The 21,218-nt window shown below is 71.6% G+C and carries 17 protein-coding genes; 15 read left to right on the top strand and 2 right to left on the bottom strand.

Features of this window, described 5'->3' with window-relative positions; translation table 11 throughout:
* Positions 1–122: 122 nt before the first annotated feature.
* The gene (locus ACX6XY_RS28160) at positions 123–1,130 is read right to left on the bottom strand and encodes a hypothetical protein (protein ID WP_460336761.1); all 1,008 of its coding nucleotides are present in this window, start codon (positions 1,128–1,130) and stop codon (positions 123–125) included.
* Positions 1,131–1,267: 137 nt separating this feature from the next.
* Here ACX6XY_RS28160 and ACX6XY_RS28155 point away from each other — a divergent pair, with 137 nt between their 5' ends.
* Positions 1,268–3,895: a valine--tRNA ligase gene (locus ACX6XY_RS28155; RefSeq protein WP_460336758.1), complete on the top strand. Its 2,628-nt coding sequence runs from the start codon at positions 1,268–1,270 to the stop codon at positions 3,893–3,895.
* 93 nt (positions 3,896–3,988) lie between these two features.
* Here ACX6XY_RS28155 and ACX6XY_RS28150 read toward each other — a convergent pair whose 3' ends face one another.
* On the bottom strand, positions 3,989–4,612 hold the full coding sequence (locus ACX6XY_RS28150) for a hypothetical protein (RefSeq protein ID WP_460336755.1): 624 nt from the start codon (positions 4,610–4,612) through the stop codon (positions 3,989–3,991).
* Positions 4,613–4,766: 154 nt separating this feature from the next.
* Between ACX6XY_RS28150 and folC the strand changes: the two genes are divergently transcribed.
* The 14 genes from folC to ACX6XY_RS28080 all read left to right on the top strand — a co-directional run.
* Positions 4,767–6,341 (top strand): bifunctional tetrahydrofolate synthase/dihydrofolate synthase, encoded by a 1,575-nt coding sequence (gene folC, locus ACX6XY_RS28145; protein ID WP_460336752.1) that lies wholly within the window; start codon positions 4,767–4,769, stop codon positions 6,339–6,341.
* Positions 6,342–6,349: 8 nt separating this feature from the next.
* Positions 6,350–6,700: a DUF4233 domain-containing protein gene (locus ACX6XY_RS28140; protein ID WP_460336749.1), complete on the top strand. Its 351-nt coding sequence runs from the start codon at positions 6,350–6,352 to the stop codon at positions 6,698–6,700.
* A gap of 144 nt (positions 6,701–6,844) precedes the next feature.
* Positions 6,845–7,258: a nucleoside-diphosphate kinase gene (gene ndk, locus ACX6XY_RS28135; protein ID WP_460336746.1), complete on the top strand. Its 414-nt coding sequence runs from the start codon at positions 6,845–6,847 to the stop codon at positions 7,256–7,258.
* A 346-nt stretch (positions 7,259–7,604) separates the two neighbouring features.
* Entirely contained in the window at positions 7,605–8,624 is a 1,020-nt protein-coding gene (locus ACX6XY_RS28130) for a rod shape-determining protein (protein WP_460336764.1), read from the top strand.
* Positions 8,625–8,789: 165 nt separating this feature from the next.
* Entirely contained in the window at positions 8,790–9,725 is a 936-nt protein-coding gene (gene mreC, locus ACX6XY_RS28125; protein WP_460336743.1) for a rod shape-determining protein MreC, read from the top strand.
* Positions 9,726–9,731: 6 nt separating this feature from the next.
* Positions 9,732–10,403: a rod shape-determining protein MreD gene (gene mreD, locus ACX6XY_RS28120; protein WP_460336740.1), complete on the top strand. Its 672-nt coding sequence runs from the start codon at positions 9,732–9,734 to the stop codon at positions 10,401–10,403.
* A 68-nt stretch (positions 10,404–10,471) separates the two neighbouring features.
* Positions 10,472–12,721 (top strand): penicillin-binding protein 2, encoded by a 2,250-nt coding sequence (mrdA, locus tag ACX6XY_RS28115; RefSeq protein ID WP_460336737.1) that lies wholly within the window; start codon positions 10,472–10,474, stop codon positions 12,719–12,721.
* On the top strand, positions 12,721–13,914 hold the full coding sequence (rodA, locus tag ACX6XY_RS28110) for a rod shape-determining protein RodA (protein ID WP_460336734.1): 1,194 nt from the start codon (positions 12,721–12,723) through the stop codon (positions 13,912–13,914). Before mrdA ends, rodA begins: the two co-directional genes overlap by 1 nt.
* An 83-nt stretch (positions 13,915–13,997) precedes the next feature.
* Positions 13,998–15,611 carry a CYTH and CHAD domain-containing protein gene (locus ACX6XY_RS28105; protein WP_460336731.1) on the top strand — a complete coding sequence of 538 codons (1,614 nt, stop codon included), beginning with the start codon at positions 13,998–14,000 and terminating at the stop codon, positions 15,609–15,611.
* Between the two features lie 38 nt (positions 15,612–15,649).
* A complete protein-coding gene (locus ACX6XY_RS28100) occupies positions 15,650–17,575 on the top strand; it encodes a TIGR03960 family B12-binding radical SAM protein (RefSeq protein WP_460336728.1) in 1,926 nt (641 codons plus the stop codon).
* A gap of 15 nt (positions 17,576–17,590) precedes the next feature.
* Positions 17,591–18,538 (top strand): endonuclease/exonuclease/phosphatase family protein, encoded by a 948-nt coding sequence (locus tag ACX6XY_RS28095; RefSeq protein ID WP_460336725.1) that lies wholly within the window; start codon positions 17,591–17,593, stop codon positions 18,536–18,538.
* A gap of 15 nt (positions 18,539–18,553) precedes the next feature.
* Positions 18,554–19,849: a hypothetical protein gene (locus tag ACX6XY_RS28090; RefSeq protein ID WP_460336722.1), complete on the top strand. Its 1,296-nt coding sequence runs from the start codon at positions 18,554–18,556 to the stop codon at positions 19,847–19,849.
* A 46-nt stretch (positions 19,850–19,895) separates the two neighbouring features.
* On the top strand, positions 19,896–20,663 hold the full coding sequence (locus ACX6XY_RS28085; protein ID WP_460336720.1) for a TIGR03936 family radical SAM-associated protein: 768 nt from the start codon (positions 19,896–19,898) through the stop codon (positions 20,661–20,663).
* Positions 20,664–20,937: 274 nt separating this feature from the next.
* A partial coding sequence (locus ACX6XY_RS28080; RefSeq protein ID WP_460336717.1) for a hypothetical protein occupies positions 20,938–21,218 on the top strand: 281 nt, incomplete at its 3' end.

The following is a 21,218-nucleotide window of genomic DNA, read 5'->3' as shown; positions in this document are numbered from 1 at the left end:
GCCGACCGCACCCACAAGCGCCAGTCCAACCCCGCGTAACCACAAGGGGCCCTGTGCCCGAGGGCCCACACGCCCCTTCACGTTCGCGGTCCTACCGCTGGCTCAGCGTGTGCTCAGCGCGCTCAGAGCTTGACGCGGACGTCGTTGCGGAGCTTGGCGGCGAGGTCGGCGGCGTCCGCGAGCGACATGCCGCGGCCGGTCGCCGCGGACGCGACGTCCACGGTCATCACCACGCCGGTCGTGCTGTAGTCGGCCCAGATGCAGAACGGGACGGTCACCTTGGCGGGGGCGCCCGCACCGGACTTGGAGGTGTCGGCCTCGACCGCCTGGCACTTCATCACCGCACCGTCGAGGCTGCTGGGGTTCTGGGTCTCCGGGCTGCCCAGCAGCTTGCCCTCCTTGGACTCGTCCTTCTCCGCCTCCGTCTTGACCTTGGCAAACATCGCGTCGACGAGCTTCTCAGGGTCCTCGATCTCGCCGTAGACTCCGGAGAACTGGAGCATCCTCATGGCGAGCGGGTTGGACTCGTCACCGGCCTGGTAGGCCGCCTCCACCTTCTTGGGGTCCTTGACGCCCCACTTCTTGAAGTCCTCCGTGCTGTTCTCCTTGAGGCCCCCGCCTCCCGCGCCGCCAGCGCCGCCGCTGCCCTTCTTGTACTCGCCGCCGATCACCGTCGCCGGGGTCGTCAGCTTGTGCGGGCCGTCGTTGGCGATGTCGCCGCTGCCGCCGTCGTCGCCGCCCAGGAAGTAGAAGGCCCCGCCGATGGCCGCCGCGGCCACGACCACCGCGGCCACGATCAGGCCGACCTTCTTGCCGTTCCCGCCGCCGGCCGGCGGGGGCGGCGGCACCTGGCCGTACGGGGCCTGCTGCTGGCCGCCGTACGCCGGGCCCGGCTGCTGCGGCTGGCTGTAGCCGCCCTGCTGCTGGCCGTACGGGTTCTGCTGCGGCGGGACGCCCTGCGGGGCCTGCTGCGGGTAGCCGTAACCCGGCTGGGGCTGCTGCGGCTGCTGCGGGTAGCCGTAGCCGGGCTGGGGCGCCTGCGGCGGCTGCTGGCCGTAGGGCCCCGGCTGACCGTACGGTCCGGGCTGCTGAGGCTGGCCGCCGTACGGGCCCGGCTGCTGGTGGCTCATTTTCTGTAGTCCCCTCAAGATGCTTACGCGTTCCGAACATCCTCGCGGACGCGTCAAGCGCGGGGGGTGTCGGGGGCCACTCTGTTACCGCCCTATCTGGTTTCGGTACACGACGGTGACGGCTCTAAACTGTGCGCGTGACCGAGAACACTCAGCATCAGCCAGCCCCCGCCCCCACCGCCGAGCTGCCGAAGACCTTCGCTCCGGCCGAGGTAGAGGGGCAGCTGTACGAGCGCTGGGTAGAGCGCGGTTACTTCACCGCCGACGCCAAGAGCGACAAGCCCCCGTACACCATCGTCATCCCGCCGCCGAACGTCACCGGCTCGCTGCACCTGGGCCATGCCTTCCAGCACACCCTGATGGACGCGCTCACCCGCCGTAAGCGCATGCAGGGCTTCGAGGCGCTCTGGCTGCCCGGCATGGACCACGCGGGCATCGCCACCCAGAACAAGGTCGAGCAGCAGCTCGCCGAGGAGGGCAAGTCCCGCTACGACCTCGGGCGCGAGGAGTTCGTGGACCGCGTCTGGCAGTGGAAGGAGGAGTACGGCGGCAAGATCCTCGGCCAGATGCGCCGCCTCGGCGACGGCGTCGACTGGTCGCGCGAGCGCTTCACCATGGACGAGGGCCTGTCCCGCGCCGTCCAGACGATCTTCAAGCGGCTGTACGACGACGAGCTGATCTACCGCGCCGAGCGCATCATCAACTGGTGCCCGCGCTGCCTGACCGCGATCTCCGACATCGAGGTCGACTACCAGGACGACGACGGCGAGCTGGTCTCGCTGAAGTACGGCGAGGGCGACGAGACCGTGGTCGTCGCGACCACCCGCGTCGAGACGATGCTGGGCGACACGGCCGTCGCGGTTCACCCGGACGACGAGCGCTACGCCCACCTCATCGGCAAGCGGATCAAGCTGCCGCTGACCGACCGCACCATCCCGGTCGTCGCCGACACCCACGTCGACCCCGAGTTCGGCACCGGCGCGGTCAAGGTCACGCCCGCCCACGACCCGAACGACTTCGCGATCGGCCAGCGGCACGGCCTCGAATCGCTGACGATCATGGACGAGCGCGCGGTCATCACCGCGCACGGCCCCTTCCAGGGTCTTGACCGCTACGAGGCCCGCTCCGCGATCGTCGCCGCGCTGCGCGGGCAGGGCCGCGTCGTCGCCGAGAAGCGCCCGTACACGCATTCCGTCGGGCACTGCTCGCGCTGTAAGACGACCGTCGAGCCGCGGCTGTCGCTCCAGTGGTGGGTCAAGGTCGACACGCTCGCCAAGGAGGCGGGCGACGCGGTCCGCGACGGCCGGGTCACGATCCACCCGAAGGAGCTGGAGAAGCGGTACTTCGACTGGGTCGACAACCTCAATGACTGGTGCATCTCGCGCCAGTTGTGGTGGGGCCACCGCATCCCGGTCTGGTACGGCCCCGAGGGCCAGGTGGTCTGCGTCGGCCCCGACGACGAGCCCCCGACGGGCGAGGGCTGGACCCAGGACGGCGACGTCCTGGACACCTGGTTCTCCTCCGGCCTGTGGCCGTTCTCCACGCTCGGCTGGCCCGAGCAGACCCCGGACCTGGAGAAGTTCTACGGCACCGACGTGCTGGTCACCGGGCACGACATCATCTTCTTCTGGGTCGCCCGGATGATGATGTTCGGCCTGTACGCGATGGACGGCGTCGCCCCGTTCCACACCGTCGCGCTGACCGGCCTGGTCCGCGACGAGCACGGCAAGAAGATGTCCAAGTCCTTCGGGAACGTGGTCGACCCGCTCGACTGGATGGACGCGTACGGCTCCGACGCCCTGCGGTTCACGCTCGCGCGCGGCGCCAACCCCGGCACCGACGTCCCGATCGGCGAGGACTGGGTCCAGGCGTCCCGTAACTTCGCCAACAAGATCTGGAACGCGACCCGCTTCGCGCTGATGAACGGCGCCACCGTGGAGGGCGAACTGCCCCCGGCCGAGCGGCTCTCGGCGACCGACCGGTGGATCCTGTCCCGGCTGAACGAGGTCGTCGCGCAGGTCGACGGCTTCTACGAGGACTACCAGTTCGCCAAGTTGAGCGAGGCGCTCTACCACTTCGCGTGGGACGAGGTCTTCGACTGGTACGTCGAGCTGTCCAAGACGACGTTCATGGCGGGCGGCGAGGCGGCCGAGGCGTCCAAGCGGGTGCTCGGCGAGGTCCTGGACGTCACGCTCAAGCTGCTGCACCCGGTCGTCCCCTTCGTCACCGAGACGCTGTGGACCACGCTCACCGGGCGCGAGTCCCTCGTCGTCGCCGACTGGCCGACGGACAGTGGCTTCCGGGACCCGGCGGCTGAGCAGGAGATCGAGACCCTCCAGCAGGTCATCACCGAGGTCCGCCGCTTCCGCGCCGACCAGGGGCTGCAGCCGGGCCAGAAGGTCCCGGCGCGGCTGTCCCTGGAGGGTACGGCGCTGGCCGCGCACGAGGCGGCCATCCGCCAGCTGCTGCGCCTGACACCCGAGGGCGAGGGCTTCCACGCCACCGCGACGCTGCCGGTGTCCGGGGCGACGGTCGCGCTCGACCTGTCCGGCGTGATCGACGTCGCCGCCGAGCGCAAGCGGCTGGCCAAGGACCTCGCGGCGGCCGACAAGGAGGTCTCGGCGGCCACCGCCAAGCTGGGCAACGAGGCGTTCCTTGACAAGGCGCCGGAAAAGGTCGTGGCGAAGATCCGCGGTCGGCTGGCCAAGGCGGAGGCCGACATCGCGCGCATCCAGGGGCAGTTGGACAACCTGCCGCCTGCCTGACGCGTACGGCGAAGGGCCCCGGAACCGTCAGCCCGACGGTTCCGGGGCCCTGCCGCGTCCAGGTCTACCGGGGCTGCCGCGTCACCGCGCGGCTCAGGCCGAGCGCAGCCCCAGCCGGAACAGCTCTGCGTCGGCCAGCAGGTCCAGTGTCTGGGGGTCGCCGTTGCGCCAGCCCTCCGCCAGGCTGCCGGGCGTCGCGTCCGGCAGCGCGGTCGCGGTGCGGGCGACCTCGTCCAGCGGACGCAGCAGCGCGCGCAGGGCCAGCAGCTCCCGGCCGTCCTCACAGGCGGCGAGCTCCCGCGCCGCGCACGCCTGCCGGGTCCAGCGCAGCCGCCGCGGCAGCCACAGCGCGAGGGCGAGGCCGACGGGGAGCACGAACAGCGCGAGCGCCCCGGCCGTGGCGAGCACGTCCACGGCCTGCGGGCTGCCGCCGCCCGCGCGCGCGACGCGGTCCCCGGCGTCGGCCGCCGTGCGCAGCGCCGCGTCGAGCCCGCCGCCGACCAGCGGCACCCGCGCGGCCGCCGCGCCCGCCTCGGCCAGCTCCGCGCTGAAGCGGCTCCCCGCGACGGCCGCGCCGCCCTCCGCGGGCTGGGCGAGCAGCTGGCCGAGCCGGTACGCGGCGAACCCCGCCGCGGCCCACAGTGCGGCCCACACCAGGACCGCGCCATCGACGATCATCTGCCGCGTACGGCGGCTGGAACTCTGGGCATACCACATGCTCGTATTGCACCCTTATCTCGCATGTGGTAAGCGGGGCCGCGCCGGAATCACGGCGAGCAGTCCCCGGAACGGGCCAGTCACCCGCGACCCGGCCGCGACGAGGCGGGGCGGGTCGAAGGCGCTGTCACACCTTCTCCGTAGACTGGCGTACGTGAGTGACCTCCCCCCGCACGACAGCAGCGAGCCCCATCCCTTCGACGACGGTGCCGACGGCATCGACGGCGACAACGGCCCCGCCGACGCCGACGCCGACGCGTTCGACGGCATCGTCGACGCCGAGACCCGCCGCGACCCCGACCTGGCGGTGATCGAGGCCGGCAGCCGCACCCTGCGCACCCAGGCGGGCCCGCCGCAGGGCGACGGCGTCCCGGCCCGCCCCGAGGACCCGGAGGTGGAGCGGGCGCTCAGGGAGGTCGAGACGGAGCTGGCCACCCGGTGGGGCGAGACGAAGCTGGAGCCCTCGGTCACCCGTATCAAGGCCCTGATGGACGTCCTGGGCGACCCGCAGCGCGCGTACCCTTCGATCCACCTCACCGGCACCAACGGCAAGACGTCCACGGCCCGCATGATCGAGGCGCTGCTCGGCGCGTTCGAGCTGCGCACCGGCCGGTACACCTCGCCGCACGTCCAGTCGGTCACCGAGCGGATCAGCCTGGACGGCGCCCCGATCAGCGCCGAGCGGTTCGTCGAGACGTACCAGGACATCAAGCCGTACGTCGAGATGGTCGACGCCCGGCAGGAGTACCGGCTGTCCTTCTTCGAGGTGCTCACCGGCATGGCGTACGCGGCCTTCGCGGACGCCCCGGTGGATGTGGCGGTCGTCGAGGTCGGCATGGGCGGCACCTGGGACGCCACCAACGTGATCGACGCGGACGTCGCCGTGGTCACCCCCATCGACCTGGACCACACCGACCGGCTCGGCTCCACGCCCGGCGAGATCGCCGTCGAGAAGGGCGGGATCATCAAGCAGGACGCGACGGTGATCCTGGCCCAGCAGCCGGTGGACGCCGCGCAGGTGCTGCTGAAGAAGGCCGTCGAGGTCAACGCCACGGTCGCCCGCGAGGGCATGGAGTTCGGCGTGGTGTCCCGGCAGATCGCGGTGGGCGGCCAGCTGCTGACGCTGCGGGGGCTCGGCGGCGAGTACGAGGAGATCTTCCTGCCGCTGCACGGCGCGCACCAGGCGCACAACGCCGCTGTGGCGCTGGCCGCGGTCGAGGCGTTCTTCGGCGTCGGCGCGCAGCGCTCCCAGCCGCTGGACGTCGAGGTGATCCGTGCCGCGTTCGCCACGGTCGTCTCGCCGGGCCGTCTGGAGCTCGTCCGCAAGTCCCCGTCCGTGCTGCTCGACGCCGCGCACAACCCCGCGGGCGCGCGCGCGACGGCCGCCGCGGTCAGCGAGGTCTTCGACTTCAGCCGGCTGATCGGCGTGGTCGGGGTGAGCGACGGCAAGGATGTCCGCGGGCTGCTTGAGGCCTTCGAGCCGATCTTCGCGGAGGTCGTCGTCACGCAGAACGCCAGCCATCGCGCCATGGATGTGGATACGCTGGCCCAGCTCGCCGTCGAGGTGTACGGCGAGGACCGGGTCCAGGTCGAGCCGCGTCTGGACGACGCGCTGGAGGCCGCGATCACGCTCGCCGAGGAAGAGGGCGAGTACGCGGGCGGCGGGGTCCTGGTCACCGGGTCCGTCATCACGGTCGGCGAGGCCCGGCTGCTTCTGGGGAAGGGCTGAATCTTCGCATGCGTACGCTCTGCGCCTCCACGCTGATCGGCGAGTTCTTCGTCATCGGCTTCGCCGGTCTGGTCGCGATGAAGGAACCCGACCTGACCACCGCCACGGTGTGGACGGTGTGCGGGGTCGCCATGGCGCTCAGCGTGCTGCTGTGCGGCATGCTCACCCGCCCCGGCGGGGTGCAGCTGGGCTGGGCGCTGCAGATCGCCCTGATCGCCAGCGGTTTCGTCATTCCGACGATGTTCTTCCTCGGCGCCTGCTTCGCGGGTCTGTGGTGGGCGTCGGTGCACTTCGGCCGCAAGATCGACGAGGCGAAGGCCCGCTTCGCCGCCCAGGAGGAGCAGGGCGAGGGGGCGTAGCGGGCCCGGCCTGATCCGTCGGGCAGGGCCTAGCCCGAGGCCGGAGGTAACACCCTGTAGTGGGCCCAGGTATCGTGCGGCTCAATCCCGCTACAGCGCATCGTCTGAAGCACCTGAGACCCTGAAGACCGGTTGGAGCCGTACATGACCCAGCGCACCCTCGTCCTGCTGAAGCCCGACGCCGTACGCCGCGGCCTGGTCGGGGAGATCGTCGGCCGGATCGAGCGCAAGGCGGACTGGACCATCAGCGCGCTGGAGCTGCGCACCCTGGACCGGGCGACCCTGGAGACGCACTACGCCGAGCACGTCGGCCGCCCCTTCTACGAGCCGCTGGTCGAGTTCATGCTGTCCGGTCCGGTCGTCGCGCTGGTCGTCGAGGGCGAGCGGGTCATCGAGGGCGTGCGCGCGCTGGCCGGGCCGACCGACCCGATCGCCGCGGCGCCCGGCTCCATCCGCGGTGACTACGGCACGATCGTCCGGGAGAACCTGATCCACGCCTCGGACTCCGAGGAGTCCGCCGAGCGCGAGCTGAAGATCTTCTTCCCCGGCTCCTTCTGACCTCTCTTCACCACCTCCTTCACCACCTTCCTCACCTTCTCCACCCCCGCACCCTCCGCACCCGCTTCCTGACGGTGCGTCAGCGTGGCGGGGGTCGTGACCTGGGCGGCCGCGTATTTTGTGGCCGCCCAGCGGCATATGCAAGCCGATTGGGGGAACGCATCCTTCCATCGGCTCGTCCCCATTAGCGGGACGGCGAATCATCTGCTGACAATGGCGAAGACCTTCACGCCGCGTCCACACGGGCGCGACTACGATGGAACTTCCGCCTCCACACGCAACTCGCCGACCTAGCAAAGCCATCGCTGCTCCATGGGAAGGCCAGACGATCCTGATGGGAACCACTATGTCGTTCATCGGCCGTGACATGGCTGTCGACCTCGGGACCGCCAACACGCTGGTGTACGTCAGGGGCCGGGGCATCGTCCTCAACGAACCGTCCGTGGTGGCCATCAACACCAACACCGGTGGCATCCTCGCGGTCGGCGCCGAGGCGAAGAAGATGATCGGCCGCACCCCTGGCAACATCGTCGCGGTCCGTCCGCTGAAGGACGGAGTCATCGCCGACTTCGAGATCACCGAGCGGATGCTCCGCTACTTCATCCTCAAGATCCACAAGCGCCGGTACCTCGCCCGGCCGCGGGTGGTCGTCTGCGTTCCCTCCGGGATCACCGGAGTCGAGCGCCGCGCCGTCATCGAGGCGTCCACCCAGGCGGGCGCCCGCCAGGTGCACATCATCGAGGAGCCCATGGCCGCCGCCATCGGCTCCGCCCTGCCCGTCCACGAGGCCACCGGCAACATGGTGGTGGACATCGGCGGCGGCACCACCGAGGTCGCCGTCATCTCGCTCGGCGGGATCGTCACCGCGCAGTCCATCCGCGTCGCGGGCGACGAACTGGACAACGCGATCATCCAGCACATCAAGAAGGAGTACTCGCTGCTCCTCGGCGAGCGCACCGCCGAACAGATCAAGATCACCATCGGCTCCGCGTACGACATGGACGACGACGAGCACACCGAGATCCGCGGCCGCGACCTCGTCAGCGGCCTGCCCAAGACGGTCGTGATCTCCGCCGCGGAGGTCCGCAAGGCCATCGAGGAGCCGGTCAACGCGATCGTGGACGCGGTCAAGACGACCCTCGACAAATGCCCGCCCGAACTCTCCGGCGACGTCATGGACCGCGGCATCGTGCTCACCGGCGGCGGCGCCCTGCTGCGCGGCCTGGACGAGCGGCTGCGCCGCGAGACCGGCATGCCGATCCACATCGCCGAGGACCCACTGGACTCCGTGGCGCTCGGATCCGGCAAGTGCGTCGAGGAGTTCGAGGCCCTCCAGCAGGTACTGGACGCGGCCCCGCGCCGATGACGCACCCCCGTAAGATCACGCATCCGCCGTACGGGCCTGCCTCTTTCCGTACGGCGGATCGTTGACATACCGGGCGACGAAACCCGCGCCACACCCGTACCGACATTCCGACCTACCGACTTCCGATATACCGACATTCCGACGAGGAAGGCACGGCCGCCGCACGTGAGGGACACACGAGAGAGCCGGCTGCTCCTGGTGCTGCTGATCGCCATCGCGTTCGCACTGATCACGGTGGACATCAGAGGCGGTGAGGAGTCCCCGGTCGACGGTGCCCGCAAGGCCGCCGCGACGGTCTTCGGACCCGTGCAGAACGGCGTGGCCGGTGCGGTCGACCCGGTCGGCAACGCGATAGCGGCGGTCCGTGACTCCGGCGAGCGGCACAGCCGTATCAGCGAACTCGAACGCGAGAACGCGGCGCTGAAGGCCAAGCTCGGCAGCGACGACCGCAACCGCAGCCGGGTCCGCCAGCTCGACAAGATGCTCAAGAAGGCGGGCGCGGGCCAGTACGCGATCAAGGGCGCCGAGGTCATCGCGATAGGAGCGGCCCAGGGCTTCTCCTGGACCGTCACCATCGACGCGGGCGCGAACGACGGCATCACCCGCGACATGACCGTACTCAACGGCGACGGCCTGGTCGGCAGGGTCACCACGGTCGGCCCGACCACCTCCACCGTGCTGCTCGCCAGCGACCCCGGCTTCACCGTCGGCACCCGCATGGAGGGCAACGACGAACTCGGCTTCGCCTCCGGGCGCGGCGACCGCGCCCTCGCGGTCCAGATGCTCAACGGCCGGGCCAAGGTCAAGAAGGGCGACCGGATGGTCACCTTCGGCTCCCAGGCCGACAAGCCGTTCGTGCCCGGCGTGCCGATCGGCGAGGTCGTCCGCGTCGACCCGTCGGGCGGCGACCTCACCCGCACCGTCTACGTGAAACCGTATGTCGCCTTCTCCCGCCTCGACGTCGTCGGCGTCGTGGTCGAAGCACCCCGCGAGGACCCGCGCGACAAGGTCCTGCCCGAGCCGCCCAAGCCGACCCCGACCGTGACCGTCACGGTCACCCCCGAGGACGAGGCGCCCGCCGACGGAAACGAGCAGGAGTAGCAGCTGATGCGCTTCAACCGGATGCTCCTGGCCACCACCCTGGTCGCGGTCGCCCTGGTCGTCCAGGTCACCGTGCTCGCCCGGCTGCACCTGCCCGGCGCGGTGCCCGACCTGCTGCTGCTGACCGTGCTCGGCCTCGCCCTGGTGTACGGCCCGACCGGCGGCTGCCTCATCGGCTTCGGCGCCGGACTGCTCGCCGACCTCGCCCCGCCGGCCGACCACGCGGCGGGCCGCTACGCCCTGGTGCTCTGCGTCATCGGCTACCTCGCCGGTCTGGTCAAGCCCGAGAAGGGCCAGGTCCGCTCCGCCACCGGCCCGCTGTTCGTGGTGGTCGGCGCCGCGCTCGGCGCCACCCTGCTGTACGCGGCCGTCGGCGCCCTCGTCGGCGACGACGCGGCGCGCCATGTGGGCCTCGGCCACCTGCTGTTCACCGCCGCGCTCTACGATCTGCTGCTCGCGCCGTTCGTCGTGCCCGGCGTGATGGCGCTCGCCCGGCGCGCCGAGAACGACCCGCTCGCCCAGACCGGCGGCACGGGCAAGGCCGAGGACGTCTCCTCCGGCTGGCACTCCACGGGCACCGGACTGAGCGTCGGCGGACAGCGCGGCGGCCTGCGCACCAAGATGGCCCGCGGCAACGCGGCACGCGCCGGACGCATCAAGGGGGTCAAGCGGCTGTGACGACGCCACTCCAGCCGCGCACGGCCTCGCCCGCGGCCCGCCGCATCCACGACTGACAGGGGGCAGACGTGACCAACATTCCCGAGACCGGCAGGACCCCCCGCGTCCAGATCCGGCTCATCATGATCCAGATCCTGGTCCTGTCGCTGCTCCTCACCCTCGGCGGCCGCCTCTGGTACCTCCAGATCCGCAACGGCGACGAGTACGCCAGCGAGGCCAGCGGCAACCACGTCCAACGCGTCGTCACCCCCGCCGTACGCGGCTCCATCCTGGACGCCCGCGGTGTGCCGCTCGCCGACAACGAGACCCGCCTCGTCGTCTCCGCGTCCCGCACCGAACTGATGAAGATGAGCGACGACGGCGACGCGGTCCTCACCCGGCTCGCCGACGTCCTCGGCATGACGCCCAAAGAAGTCGCCGAGAAGGTCCGCCTCTGCAACGCCGAGACCCCGCAGCCCTGCTGGAACGGCTCCCCGTACCAGCCCATCCCGATCACCGACGAGGCCACCCCCAAACAGGCCCTGCAGATCCGCGAGCGCGCCGAGGACTTCCCCGGCATCACCGCCGAACCCACCGCCGTACGCCGCTACGCCGCACCCGGCGACGCCAGGACCGCCCAGGTGCTCGGCTATCTCTCACCCGTCACGGACGACGAGATCCAGGCCGCCAAGGACACCGAGTCCCCCTATCTGCGCTCCGACCAGATCGGCCGCTCAGGCCTTGAGCGCACCTACGACGAGCAGCTGCGCGGCAAGGCGGGCGTCACCGCGTACGAGGTCGACAAGCTCGGCCGCGTCATGGGCCAGACCCAGAGCGAGGCCGCCAAGCCCGGCTCCAACGTCGTCACCAGCATCGACGCCCGAGTGCAGCGGGTCGCCGAGTACGAGCTGAACGAGGCCATGAAGGTCGCCCGCACCCAGGTCGACAAGGTCACCGGCCGTAAGTTCGAGGCCGACTCCGGGGCCGTGGTCGTCCTGGAGTCCAAGACCGGCCGTGTGGTGGCCATGGCCTCCAACCCGGACTACGACCCGAACGCCTGGGTCGGCGGGATCTCCGGCGAGGACTACGCCAAGCTCACCGGCAAGAACGCCAACAACCCGCTGCTCAACCGCGCCATCCAGGGCCAGGCCGCACCCGGCTCCATCTTCAAGGTGGTGTCCGCCAGCGCCGCCGTCCGGGCCGGATACCCCTTCAACGGCAAGTACGACTGCTCCAGCTCCTACAGTGTCGGCGGCCAGAGCTTCGCCAACTTCGAGTCCAAGGGGCACGGCCCGATCAGCCTCGGCCAGGCGCTCGAAGTCTCCTGCAACACCGTCTTCTACCGCCTCGGCCACCAGGAGTGGCAGCGCGACGGCGGCAACAAGCCCAAGAAGAGCGCCAACGACTGGTTCTACCGGACCGCGCGCGACTTCGGCCTCGGCAAGGAGACCGGCATCGACCTCCCCAACGAGGTCACCGGCCGCATCCCCGACCGGCAGTGGAAGCAGGACTACTGGGACGCCAACCAGAAAGCCTGGTGCAAGCAGGGCAAGAAGCGCGGCTCCTACGTCGAGCGGATCGCCTACGAGAACTGCCTCGAAGGCTTCAAGCTGCGCGCGGGCGACAGCGTCAACTACGCCATCGGCCAGGGCGACATCCTCGTCACCCCCATCCAGATGGCCACCGTCTACTCGGCCATCAACAACGGCGGCACCCTGTACGACCCCACCGTCGGCAAGGCCGTCATCAGCCCCGACGGCAAGAAGATCACCGAGATCAAGCCGAAGGCGCACGGCAAGCTGCCGGTCGGAAAGAAGACCATCAAGCAACTCGACGGGGCCCTGACCGACGTGGCGACCCAGGGCACCGCGTCCTGGCGGTTCGGCGGCTGGCCGCACGACAAGATCCCGATGCACGCCAAGACCGGCACCGCCCAGGTCTACGGCAAGCAGACCACCTCCTGGCTCGCCACCTACACCGACGACTTCACGATCGTGATGACGATCTCCCAGGCGGGAACCGGCTCCGGCGCCTCCGGACCGGCCGTCCGCAACATCTACGAGGCCATGTACGGCGTCGACGAGAACGGCGAGCAGAACCTGAAGAAGGCCCTGCTGCCGAAGCCCCAGAAGAACCTGCCCAAGATCGACGCGGACGGCTCCATCGCCGCGCCCGAGGTCAAGCCGTACCAGCCGAGCGAGGCGGCCGAGCCGGAGGATGCCGCGGACGGCGACACCGCGGGCGAGGAGGAGGTCTTCACCGCCGGACCGCCCGGAACCGGCGGCGCCCCGGCCGGAGTACCCCCGGCAGGCGTGCCCGCGATCGGAAGGCAGCCCTGATGCCCGGCAACACCTTCTCCGTCTCCGGATACGGCTCCGAGCGCGGCACGCTGGCCAGGCTGCTGGCCCGCGACTCCGTCACGCGCAGGCTCGACTGGCCCCTGATGCTGTCCGCGCTCGCGCTCTCCCTGATCGGCACGGTCCTGGTCTACTCGGCCACCCGGAACCGCACCGAACTCAACCAGGGCGACCCGTACCACTTCCTCACCCGCCACGCCATGAACACCGGCATCGGCATCGCCCTGATGATCGCCACCGTCTGGATCGGCCACCGCGCGCTGCGCACCGCGCTGCCCGTGCTCTACGGCCTCTCGGTCTTCCTGATGCTGCTGGTCCTCACCCCGATGGGCGCCACCATCAACGGCGCCCGCTCCTGGCTGGTGATCGCCGGTTTCTCCCTCCAGCCGTCCGAGTTCGTCAAGATCACCGTGATCCTGGGCATGGCGATGCTGCTCGCCGCCCGCGTCGACGCGGGCGACCGCACCTATCCGGACCACCGCACCGTCGCACAGGCACTCGCCCTCGCGGCGGTGCCGATCGCGGTCATCATGCTGATGCCGGACCTCGGCACGGTCATGGTCCTCGCGGTGGTCATCCTCGGCGTCCTGCTCGGCTCCGGCGCCTCCAACCGCTGGGTGTTCGGGCTGCTCGCGGCGGGCGCGGGCGGCGCCGTCGCCGTCTGGCAGCTCGGCGTACTCGACGAGTACCAGATCAACCGCTTCGCCGCCTTCGCCAACCCCGCACTCGACCCGTCGGGCGTCGGCTACAACACCAACCAGGCGCGGATCGCCATCGGCTCCGGCGGCCTCACCGGCACCGGCCTCTTCCAGGGCAGCCAGACCACCGGCCAGTTCGTCCCGGAACAGCAGACCGACTTCGTCTTCACCGTCGCGGGCGAGGAACTCGGCTTCCTCGGCGCCGGGCTGATCATCCTGCTCTTCGGCGTGGTCCTCTGGCGCGCCTGCCGCATCGCCCGCGCCACCACCGAGCTGTACAGCACCATCGTCGCCGCCGGGATCATCGCCTGGTTCGCCTTCCAGACCTTCCAGAACATCGGCATGGCGCTCGGCATCATGCCGGTGTCCGGACTGCCGCTGCCGTTCGTGTCCTACGGCGGCACGGCCATGTTCGCGGTGTGGATCGCCGTCGGCCTGCTCCAGTCGATAAAGATCCAGCGCCCGCTGTCGGCATAGCCCAAAGGCCTCCGGAGAGGCCCAGGGGGCCAGGGGCCCCAGGGGGTCTGCCCAACGAGCGGATTCGCGACTAGATTCGCTGCATGGCGGACATAAAGCGCGAGATCGAGCGAAAGTACGAAGCTTCCGCGGCGGCGGGCGGCACCGCCCTGCCGGACCTGACCAAGGTCGCGGGCGTCCACGCCGTCATCGACCAGGGCGTCACCGAACTCGACGCGACCTACTACGACACGGCCGACCTCCGGCTCGCCGCCGCGCACCGGACCCTGCGCCGCCGCACCGGCGGCGGCGACGCGGGCTGGCACCTGAAGCTCCCGGTCTCCGAAGGCGTACGGGACGAGATCCGCGCCCCGCTCTCCGCCACCGTGCCGCGCGCCCTCGCCGGACTCGTCCGCGCCCTGGTCAGGAACGCGGAGCTGCTCCCCGTGGTCCGGCTGCGCTCCGCCCGCGACGTACGCCACCTCGTGGACGCGGACGGCGTCCTGCTGGCCGAGGTCAGCGTGGACGCGGTGCGCGCGGAGCGGCTCACCGACGGCGACCGCGACGCTCAGTGGACCGAGATCGAGGTGGAGCTGGCCGACGACGGCGACCCGGCGCTCCTGGACAAGATCGAGAAGAAACTCCGCAAGGCGGGCCTGCGCCCCTCGGGCTCGGCGTCGAAACTGGCCAGGGCCCTGGCCGACACGGCGCCCGAGGGCGCCCCCGCAGACGGCGCACGGACCGCCGAAGACCGCGTCATCGCCGGAGACAAGGCAGCCGCCGGGGGCCGGGCAACCGCCGAGGACCGGGAAACCGCCGGAGACCACGTCCTCGCCTACCTCCGCACCCAGCGCGACGCCCTCGTCGCACTCGACCCCGCCGCCCGCCGCGACCTGCCCGACGCCGTGCACCAGATGCGGGTCGCCACCCGCCGCATGCGCAGCGCCTTCCGCTCGTACCGCAAGGTCATCGACCGCGCCGCCACCGACCCGATCGGCGACGAGCTCAAGTGGCTGGCCGCCGAGCTGGGCGTCGACCGGGACCGCGAAGTGCTCACCGAACGCATCCAGCGGGGCCTGGCCGAGCTGCCCCGCACCCTGGTCACCGGCCCCGTACGCGGCCGCCTGCGCACCTGGACCACGGCCCGCCGCTCCGGCTCCCGCCGCCACCTGACCGCCGTACTGGACGGCAAGCGCTACCTCGCGCTCCTCGACGCACTGGACGCCCTGCTCGCCGAGCCCCCGCTGCTCCCCGCCGCGGCGAAGCCGCCCGCCGCCGCCCTCCCCAAGGCCGTACTGCGTGACTACGACCGGCTCGCCACGCACATCCAGCAGGCCCTGGACGCCCCGCCCGGCACCAGCGACCGCGACCTCGCGATGCACGAGGCCCGCAAGAAGGCCAAGCGCACCCGGTACGCGGCCGAGGCGGCGGCCCCCGCGCTCGGCAAACCCGCCAAGAACCTGGCCCGCTACGCCAAGGACCTGCAGAACCTGCTCGGCGAACACCAGGACAGCGTCATGGCCCGCGCCGCCCTGCGCGACCTGGCCGCCCAGGCGCACGCCGCGGGCGAGAGCGCGTTCACGTACGGCGTGCTGTACGGCAGGGAGGAGCACCGGGCCGCCGAGTGCGAGCGCGCGCTCCCGGACCGGAGCCCCGACCGGCACCCGTACTACGCGGACGAGCTGCGAGCGATCCGGGACGTTCGCGCGGCAGGTTAGTCTTGAGGGTCACCCCTGCCAGCTCATGAAGGTTCGCGATGCCTGTCGAGTCCGTCTTTCCTCAGCTCGAGGCTCTGCTCCCGCATGTGCAGAAGCCCATCCAGTACGTAGGCGGAGAACTCAACTCCACCGTCAAGCCGTGGGAGAGCTGCGACGTCCGCTGGGCGCTCATGTACCCGGACGCGTACGAGGTCGGACTGCCCAACCAGGGCGTCATGATCCTCTACGAGGTGCTCAACGAACGCGAGGGCGTACTCGCCGAGCGCACCTACAGCGTCTGGCCTGACCTCGAGGAGCTGATGCGCGAGCACCAGGTCCCGCAGTTCACGGTGGACAGCCACCGCCCGGTCAAGGCCTTCGACGTCTTCGGGCTGTCCTTCTCCACCGAGCTCGGCTACACCAACATGCTCGCCGCCCTGGACCTCGCGGGCATCCCGCTGGAGGCCAAGGACCGCGGCCTGGACGACCCGATCGTGCTCGCCGGAGGCCACGCCGCCTTCAACCCCGAGACGATCGCGGAGTTCATCGACTGCGCGGTGATCGGCGACGGCGAGCAGGCCGTACTGGAGATCACCGAGATCATCCGCGCCTGGAAGGCCGAGGGCCGCCCCGGCGGCCGCGAGGAGCTGCTGTTCCGCCTCGCGAAGACCGGCGGCGTGTACGTCCCCGGCTTCTACGACGTCGAGTACCTCCCCGACGGCCGCATCGGCCGCGTCGTCCCCAACAAGTCCGGCGTGCCGTGGCGGGTCTCCAAGCACACCGTCATGGACCTCGACGAGTGGCCCTACCCCAAGCAGCCGCTGGTCCCGCTGGCCGAGACCGTCCACGAGCGGATGTCCGTGGAGATCTTCCGCGGCTGCACGCGCGGCTGCCGCTTCTGCCAGGCGGGCATGATCACCCGCCCGGTGCGGGAGCGCTCGATCACCGGCATCGGCGAGATGGTCGACAAGGGCCTGAAGGCGACCGGCTTCGAGGAGGTCGGCCTGCTGTCGTTGTCATCGGCGGACCACTCCGAGATCGCCGACGTCGCCAAGGGCCTCGCGGACCGCTACGAGGACGACAAGATCGGCCTCTCGCTGCCCTCCACCCGCGTGGACGCCTTCAACGTCGACCTCGCCAACGAACTGACCCGCAACGGCCGCCGCTCCGGCCTGACCTTCGCCCCCGAAGGCGGCTCCGAGCGGATGCGCAAGGTCATCAACAAGATGGTCTCGGAAGAGGACCTGATCAGGACCGTCTCCACGGCCTACGGCAACGGCTGGCGCCAGGTGAAGCTGTACTTCATGTGCGGCCTGCCCACCGAGACCGACGACGACGTCCTGCAGATCGCCGACATGGCGACCAAGGTCATCCAGAAGGGCCGCGAGGTCTCCGGCAAGAACGACATCCGCTGCACGGTCTCCATCGGCGGCTTCGTCCCCAAGCCGCACACCCCCTTCCAGTGGGCCCCGCAGCTCTCCTCCGAGGAGACCGACGCCCGCCTCGCCAAGCTCCGCGACAAGATCCGCGGCGACAAGAAGTACGGCCGCTCCATCGGCTTCCGCTACCACGACGGCAAGCCCGGCATCGTCGAAGGCCTGCTCTCGCGCGGCGACCGCCGGGTCGGCGCGGTCATCCGCGCGGTGTACGAGGACGGCGGCCGCTTCGACGGCTGGCGCGAGCACTTCAGCTACGACCGCTGGATGGAGTGCGCCGAGAAGACGCTGCCCGAGTTCGGCGTGGACGTCGACTGGTACACCACGCGTGAGCGCTCGTACGAGGAGGTCCTGCCCTGGGACCACCTGGACTCCGGCCTGGACAAGGACTGGCTCTGGGAGGACTGGCAGGACGCCCTCGACGAGACCGAGGTCGAGGACTGCCGCTGGACCCCGTGCTTCGACTGCGGCGTGTGCCCGCAGATGGACACCGAGATCCAGATCGGCCCGACGGGCAAGAAGCTGCTGCCGCTGACCGTGGTCAAGTAGCGCCGAGCGTCCGGAATGAGGGGGATCGGCGCGGAACTCGGGCGGCGCGGGCGGGTGCTCGCGGGGCTCGCGGTGCTGACGGCCGGGCTGCTGGGCCTCCACGGGGCGGTGCCCAACGCCGTGGGGCGGGTCGGCAGCCTGCTGGAGTCGTTTCTGCCGTGGCTCGGGCTCGTCGTCGTGGCGCTGTTCGGGCTCGCGCTGCTGCGGCGCAGCGCCGCCGCGCTGCTGGCGCTGCTGCTGCCGACGGCGGTCTGGACGTACCTCTACGGCGGACTGCTGCTGTCGGGGGAGCCGTCCGGGCCGCGTGACCTGCTCGTGGTGCAGCACAACGTCAGCGACGAGAACGGCGACCCGGCGGGCACGGCCCGCGCGCTGGCCGAGACCGGCGCCGAGCTCATCGCGCTGCAGGAGCTGGTGCCCCCGGCGCTGTCGGCGTATGAGCGGACGCTCGCCGCGCGCTACCCGTATCACGCGGTCCAGGGCACGGTCGGGCTCTGGTCGAAGCATCCCCTCACGGGCGCTCGGCCGGTCGACATCAAACCCCGCGACATCACGGAGCCCTGGGACCGTGGGCTGCGGGCCGTGGTCCACACGCCGCGCGGCGAGCTCGCGGCGTATGTCGCGCACCTGCCGTCGATCCGGGTCCGGGCCAGCGGCCTCGCGTCCGCCCGGCGCGACGAGAGCGCCGACCTGCTGGGCGAGGCCGTCGCCGCCGAGGAACTGCGCCGGGTGATCCTGCTCGGCGACCTCAACGGCACGGTCGACGACCGCGGGCTCGCCCCGTTGACCGCGCGCATGAACACGGCGGAGCGGGGATTCGCCTTCAGCTTCCCCGCGGCGTTCCCGGTGGCCCGCATCGACCAGGTCATGGCGCGGTCGGCGACCGTCGGCCGGATCCGTACCCTGCCGCGCACCGGAAGCGACCATCTGCCGGTCGCCGCGAGCATCCATTTCCGCGGCTGACGCGTCCTGTGAGACATGGAACTTGAGAAGCGCCCTGGCCAGCCGCTCGAGGGCGGCGACCGTGTGGCGAGGGCCGTCCGCGTCCCGGTGCGGATCGTGGTCCTGCTGCTGGTCGTCCCGGTCCGGATGGCCTGGGACGCGCTGCTGGTGTGCGGCCGCGCCCTGAAGCGGACGGTGCTGCGGCCGACGGGGCGCGCGCTCGGCTGGTGCTGGACCGGGCTCGGGCAGGGGCTGGCGCGGCTGGGGCGTGGGCTCGGACGGCTGGGGCGGGTGCTGGTGGTCGGCCCCGCCGTGTGGCTGTACGGGAGGGTGCTGACGCCGGTCGGGCGCGGTGTCGCGTGGGCGGTGCGGGGGATTGACGCCGGGCTCTGGTGGCTGGGACGGGTCCTGCTCGTCGGCCCCGCCGTGTGGCTGTACGGGAAAGTGCTGACGCCGGTGGGGCGCGGTGTCGCGTGGGCGGTGCGGGGGATCGGCGCCGGGCTGCGGTGGCTGGGACGGGTGCTGGTGGTCGCGCCCGGCGCGTGGCTGTACGGGCGGGCGCTGACGCCGGTGGGGCGCGGGGTGGCGTGGCTGGCGCGCGCGGCCTGGGCGGGGTGCGCGTGGGGCGCGCGGGGGATCGGCGCCGGGCTGGGATGGCTCGGGCGAGGGCTCGCGGCCGCGTCGCTGTGGCTCGGGCGGGGAATCGGCGCCGGGCTGGGATGGCTCGGGCGGGGGATCGGGGTCGGACTGGGATGGCTCGGGCGGGGCGTCGGCATCGGGCTCGACTGGCTGGTGCGGGTGACGGCGGTCCTGGTGGTGCTGCCCGTGATGGTCCTCTGGCGGTGGGTGCTGCGGCCCGTCGGCCGGGCGGTCGGCGTCGTGGCGCGGGAGATCGGGGCGGCGCTCGGGCACGCGTGGCGGATCGCCGGGCATGTCTCGCGAGCCCTCGGGCGCGCCCTGGGCGGGCTGCTGCGGCGGCTCCTCGTGAACCCGGCGCGGTGGGTGTACGTCACCGTGCTCACGCCCGTCGGGCACGCCGTACGGGACACCGTCTGGCGCCCCGCCGCCCGCGCGGCGCACACCGTACGCCGCGCCGTACGCGAGGCCGCCCAGGACGCCCGCCGCGTCACCCGGCAGGCGCTCACCGCGGCCCGCGAGAGCGCGCGGCAGACCATGGCCGACGTACGCCGCACGCTGTTTGGGGCGGTGCGCGACGCTCGGCAGCCGGTCCTGGCGGCGGAGCCCCGCCGGGAACCGGACCCGGCCGACCCACGTACGCTAGAGAGCAGCAGGATCCCCCTGACGAAACCGACGAAGCTCACGAAGGACTAAGACACTGGGCAAGCGACAGCCCGAAGGCCCGCCGCCCGCACCCGCGGTGCAGCGCATCCGTCTGCGCTACACCAAGCGCGGCCGCCTCCGGTTCACCAGCCACCGCGACTTCCAGCGCGCCTTCGAGCGGGCGCTGCGCCGCGCCGACGTCCCCATGGCGTACTCCGCGGGCTTCACCCCGCACCCCAAGGTGTCGTACGCCAACGCCGCGCCCACCGGCACCGGCAGCGAGGCCGAGTACCTGGAGATCGCCCTCACCGCGCACCGGGACCCGGCCACGCTGCGGGAGCTGCTCAACGCGTCCCTGCCGGACGGCCTGGACGTCACCGACTCCGTCGAGGCCCGCACCTCGGGCCTCGCCGAGCGGCTGCAGGCCTCGGTATGGGAGCTCAGGCTCGACGGGGTCACGCCCGACGACGCCGAGCAGGCCGCCGCGGCCTTCCTCGCGGCCGAGACCGTAGAGGTCGAGCGGCGCACGAAGAACGGCATGCGGTCCTTCGACGCGCGCGCCGCGGTGGCCGCCCTCACGGCCCACGCCCCTCAGGCGCTCCGCGCCCCGGCTGATAGGCCGGGGGACCGGCCCTGTGCGATACTGCGGCTGGTTGTTCGGCACGTGACGCCTGCCGTACGACCCGACGACGTCCTGTCCGGTCTCCGAGCTGTGGCCGACCTGGCGCCGCCGGTCCCCGCAGCGGTGACCAGGCTGGCGCAGGGGCTATTCGATGAAGAGACCGGCACGGTGACCGACCCGCTCGCGCCCGACCGCGAGGCAGTCACGGCCGCCCCCGCCACATCACCGGGGTCGGCGGACTGACCGCCGCGGCAGCGCAGGTGCCGGAAGGTTCCGCGTAAGGACGGTCGCCGTAGCGCAGCCCTCGGACTCGGGAGCCACCTGGGTCGGGCCGCGCACTGACCAGGAGACTTTCGCCAGGCCGTGCGTACACCGCGTACGGAACCGGCGAGACAAGACACAGAGAGCTCCCGAGCGGCGCCCGCGCCACCGGACGGCGGCCCCGCGCATCACGCGGTGGCCGCGGACGTCACCGGAACGACGCGGCGCCCGGGAGCCTGACGGGAGAAACGCCCGCATGCTCGAGCCGAACGACCCCGGTGCGACCGGGGAAGCAGAGGATCACCGCACCACCCCAGGCGACAAGCTGCCGCCTCGACGCCGCCGCCGGGCCGCGTCCCGCCCCGCGGGCCCGCCCGCGGGCGCCGCGGCGGCCATACCGCCCGCCAGCGCGGAGAACGCCGCCGCGGCAGCCGCCGCGGCCGTTGATCCGGTGGCCGAGCCGGTGGCCGATGAAGCCCCGGCCGCCGCTGCCGAGGCCGCGCCGCGTTCGCGGCGTCGCGTGGCGCGCCGTGCGTC

Source organism: Streptomyces sp. O3 (assembly GCF_054788135.1).
The sequence above is the reverse complement of the archived record's forward strand: the minus strand, read 5'-3'. Positions and strand labels throughout refer to the sequence as shown.

What these genes read in the sequence shown, in the direction of transcription:
- ACX6XY_RS28160 (WP_460336761.1), bottom strand. Translation starts at nt 1,130, where the DNA reads ATGAGCCACCAGCAGCCGGGCCCGTACGGCGGCCAGCCTCAGCAGCCC.
- ACX6XY_RS28150 (WP_460336755.1), bottom strand. Translation starts at nt 4,612, where the DNA reads ATGTGGTATGCCCAGAGTTCCAGCCGCCGTACGCGGCAGATGATCGTC.
- ACX6XY_RS28140 (WP_460336749.1), top strand. Translation starts at nt 6,350, where the DNA reads ATGCGTACGCTCTGCGCCTCCACGCTGATCGGCGAGTTCTTCGTCATC.
- ndk (WP_460336746.1), top strand. Translation starts at nt 6,845, where the DNA reads ATGACCCAGCGCACCCTCGTCCTGCTGAAGCCCGACGCCGTACGCCGC.
- ACX6XY_RS28130 (WP_460336764.1), top strand. Translation starts at nt 7,605, where the DNA reads ATGTCGTTCATCGGCCGTGACATGGCTGTCGACCTCGGGACCGCCAAC.
- mreD (WP_460336740.1), top strand. Translation starts at nt 9,732, where the DNA reads ATGCGCTTCAACCGGATGCTCCTGGCCACCACCCTGGTCGCGGTCGCC.
- rodA (WP_460336734.1), top strand. Translation starts at nt 12,721, where the DNA reads ATGCCCGGCAACACCTTCTCCGTCTCCGGATACGGCTCCGAGCGCGGC.
- ACX6XY_RS28105 (WP_460336731.1), top strand. Translation starts at nt 13,998, where the DNA reads ATGGCGGACATAAAGCGCGAGATCGAGCGAAAGTACGAAGCTTCCGCG.
- ACX6XY_RS28100 (WP_460336728.1), top strand. Translation starts at nt 15,650, where the DNA reads ATGCCTGTCGAGTCCGTCTTTCCTCAGCTCGAGGCTCTGCTCCCGCAT.
- ACX6XY_RS28095 (WP_460336725.1), top strand. Translation starts at nt 17,591, where the DNA reads ATGAGGGGGATCGGCGCGGAACTCGGGCGGCGCGGGCGGGTGCTCGCG.
- ACX6XY_RS28090 (WP_460336722.1), top strand. Translation starts at nt 18,554, where the DNA reads ATGGAACTTGAGAAGCGCCCTGGCCAGCCGCTCGAGGGCGGCGACCGT.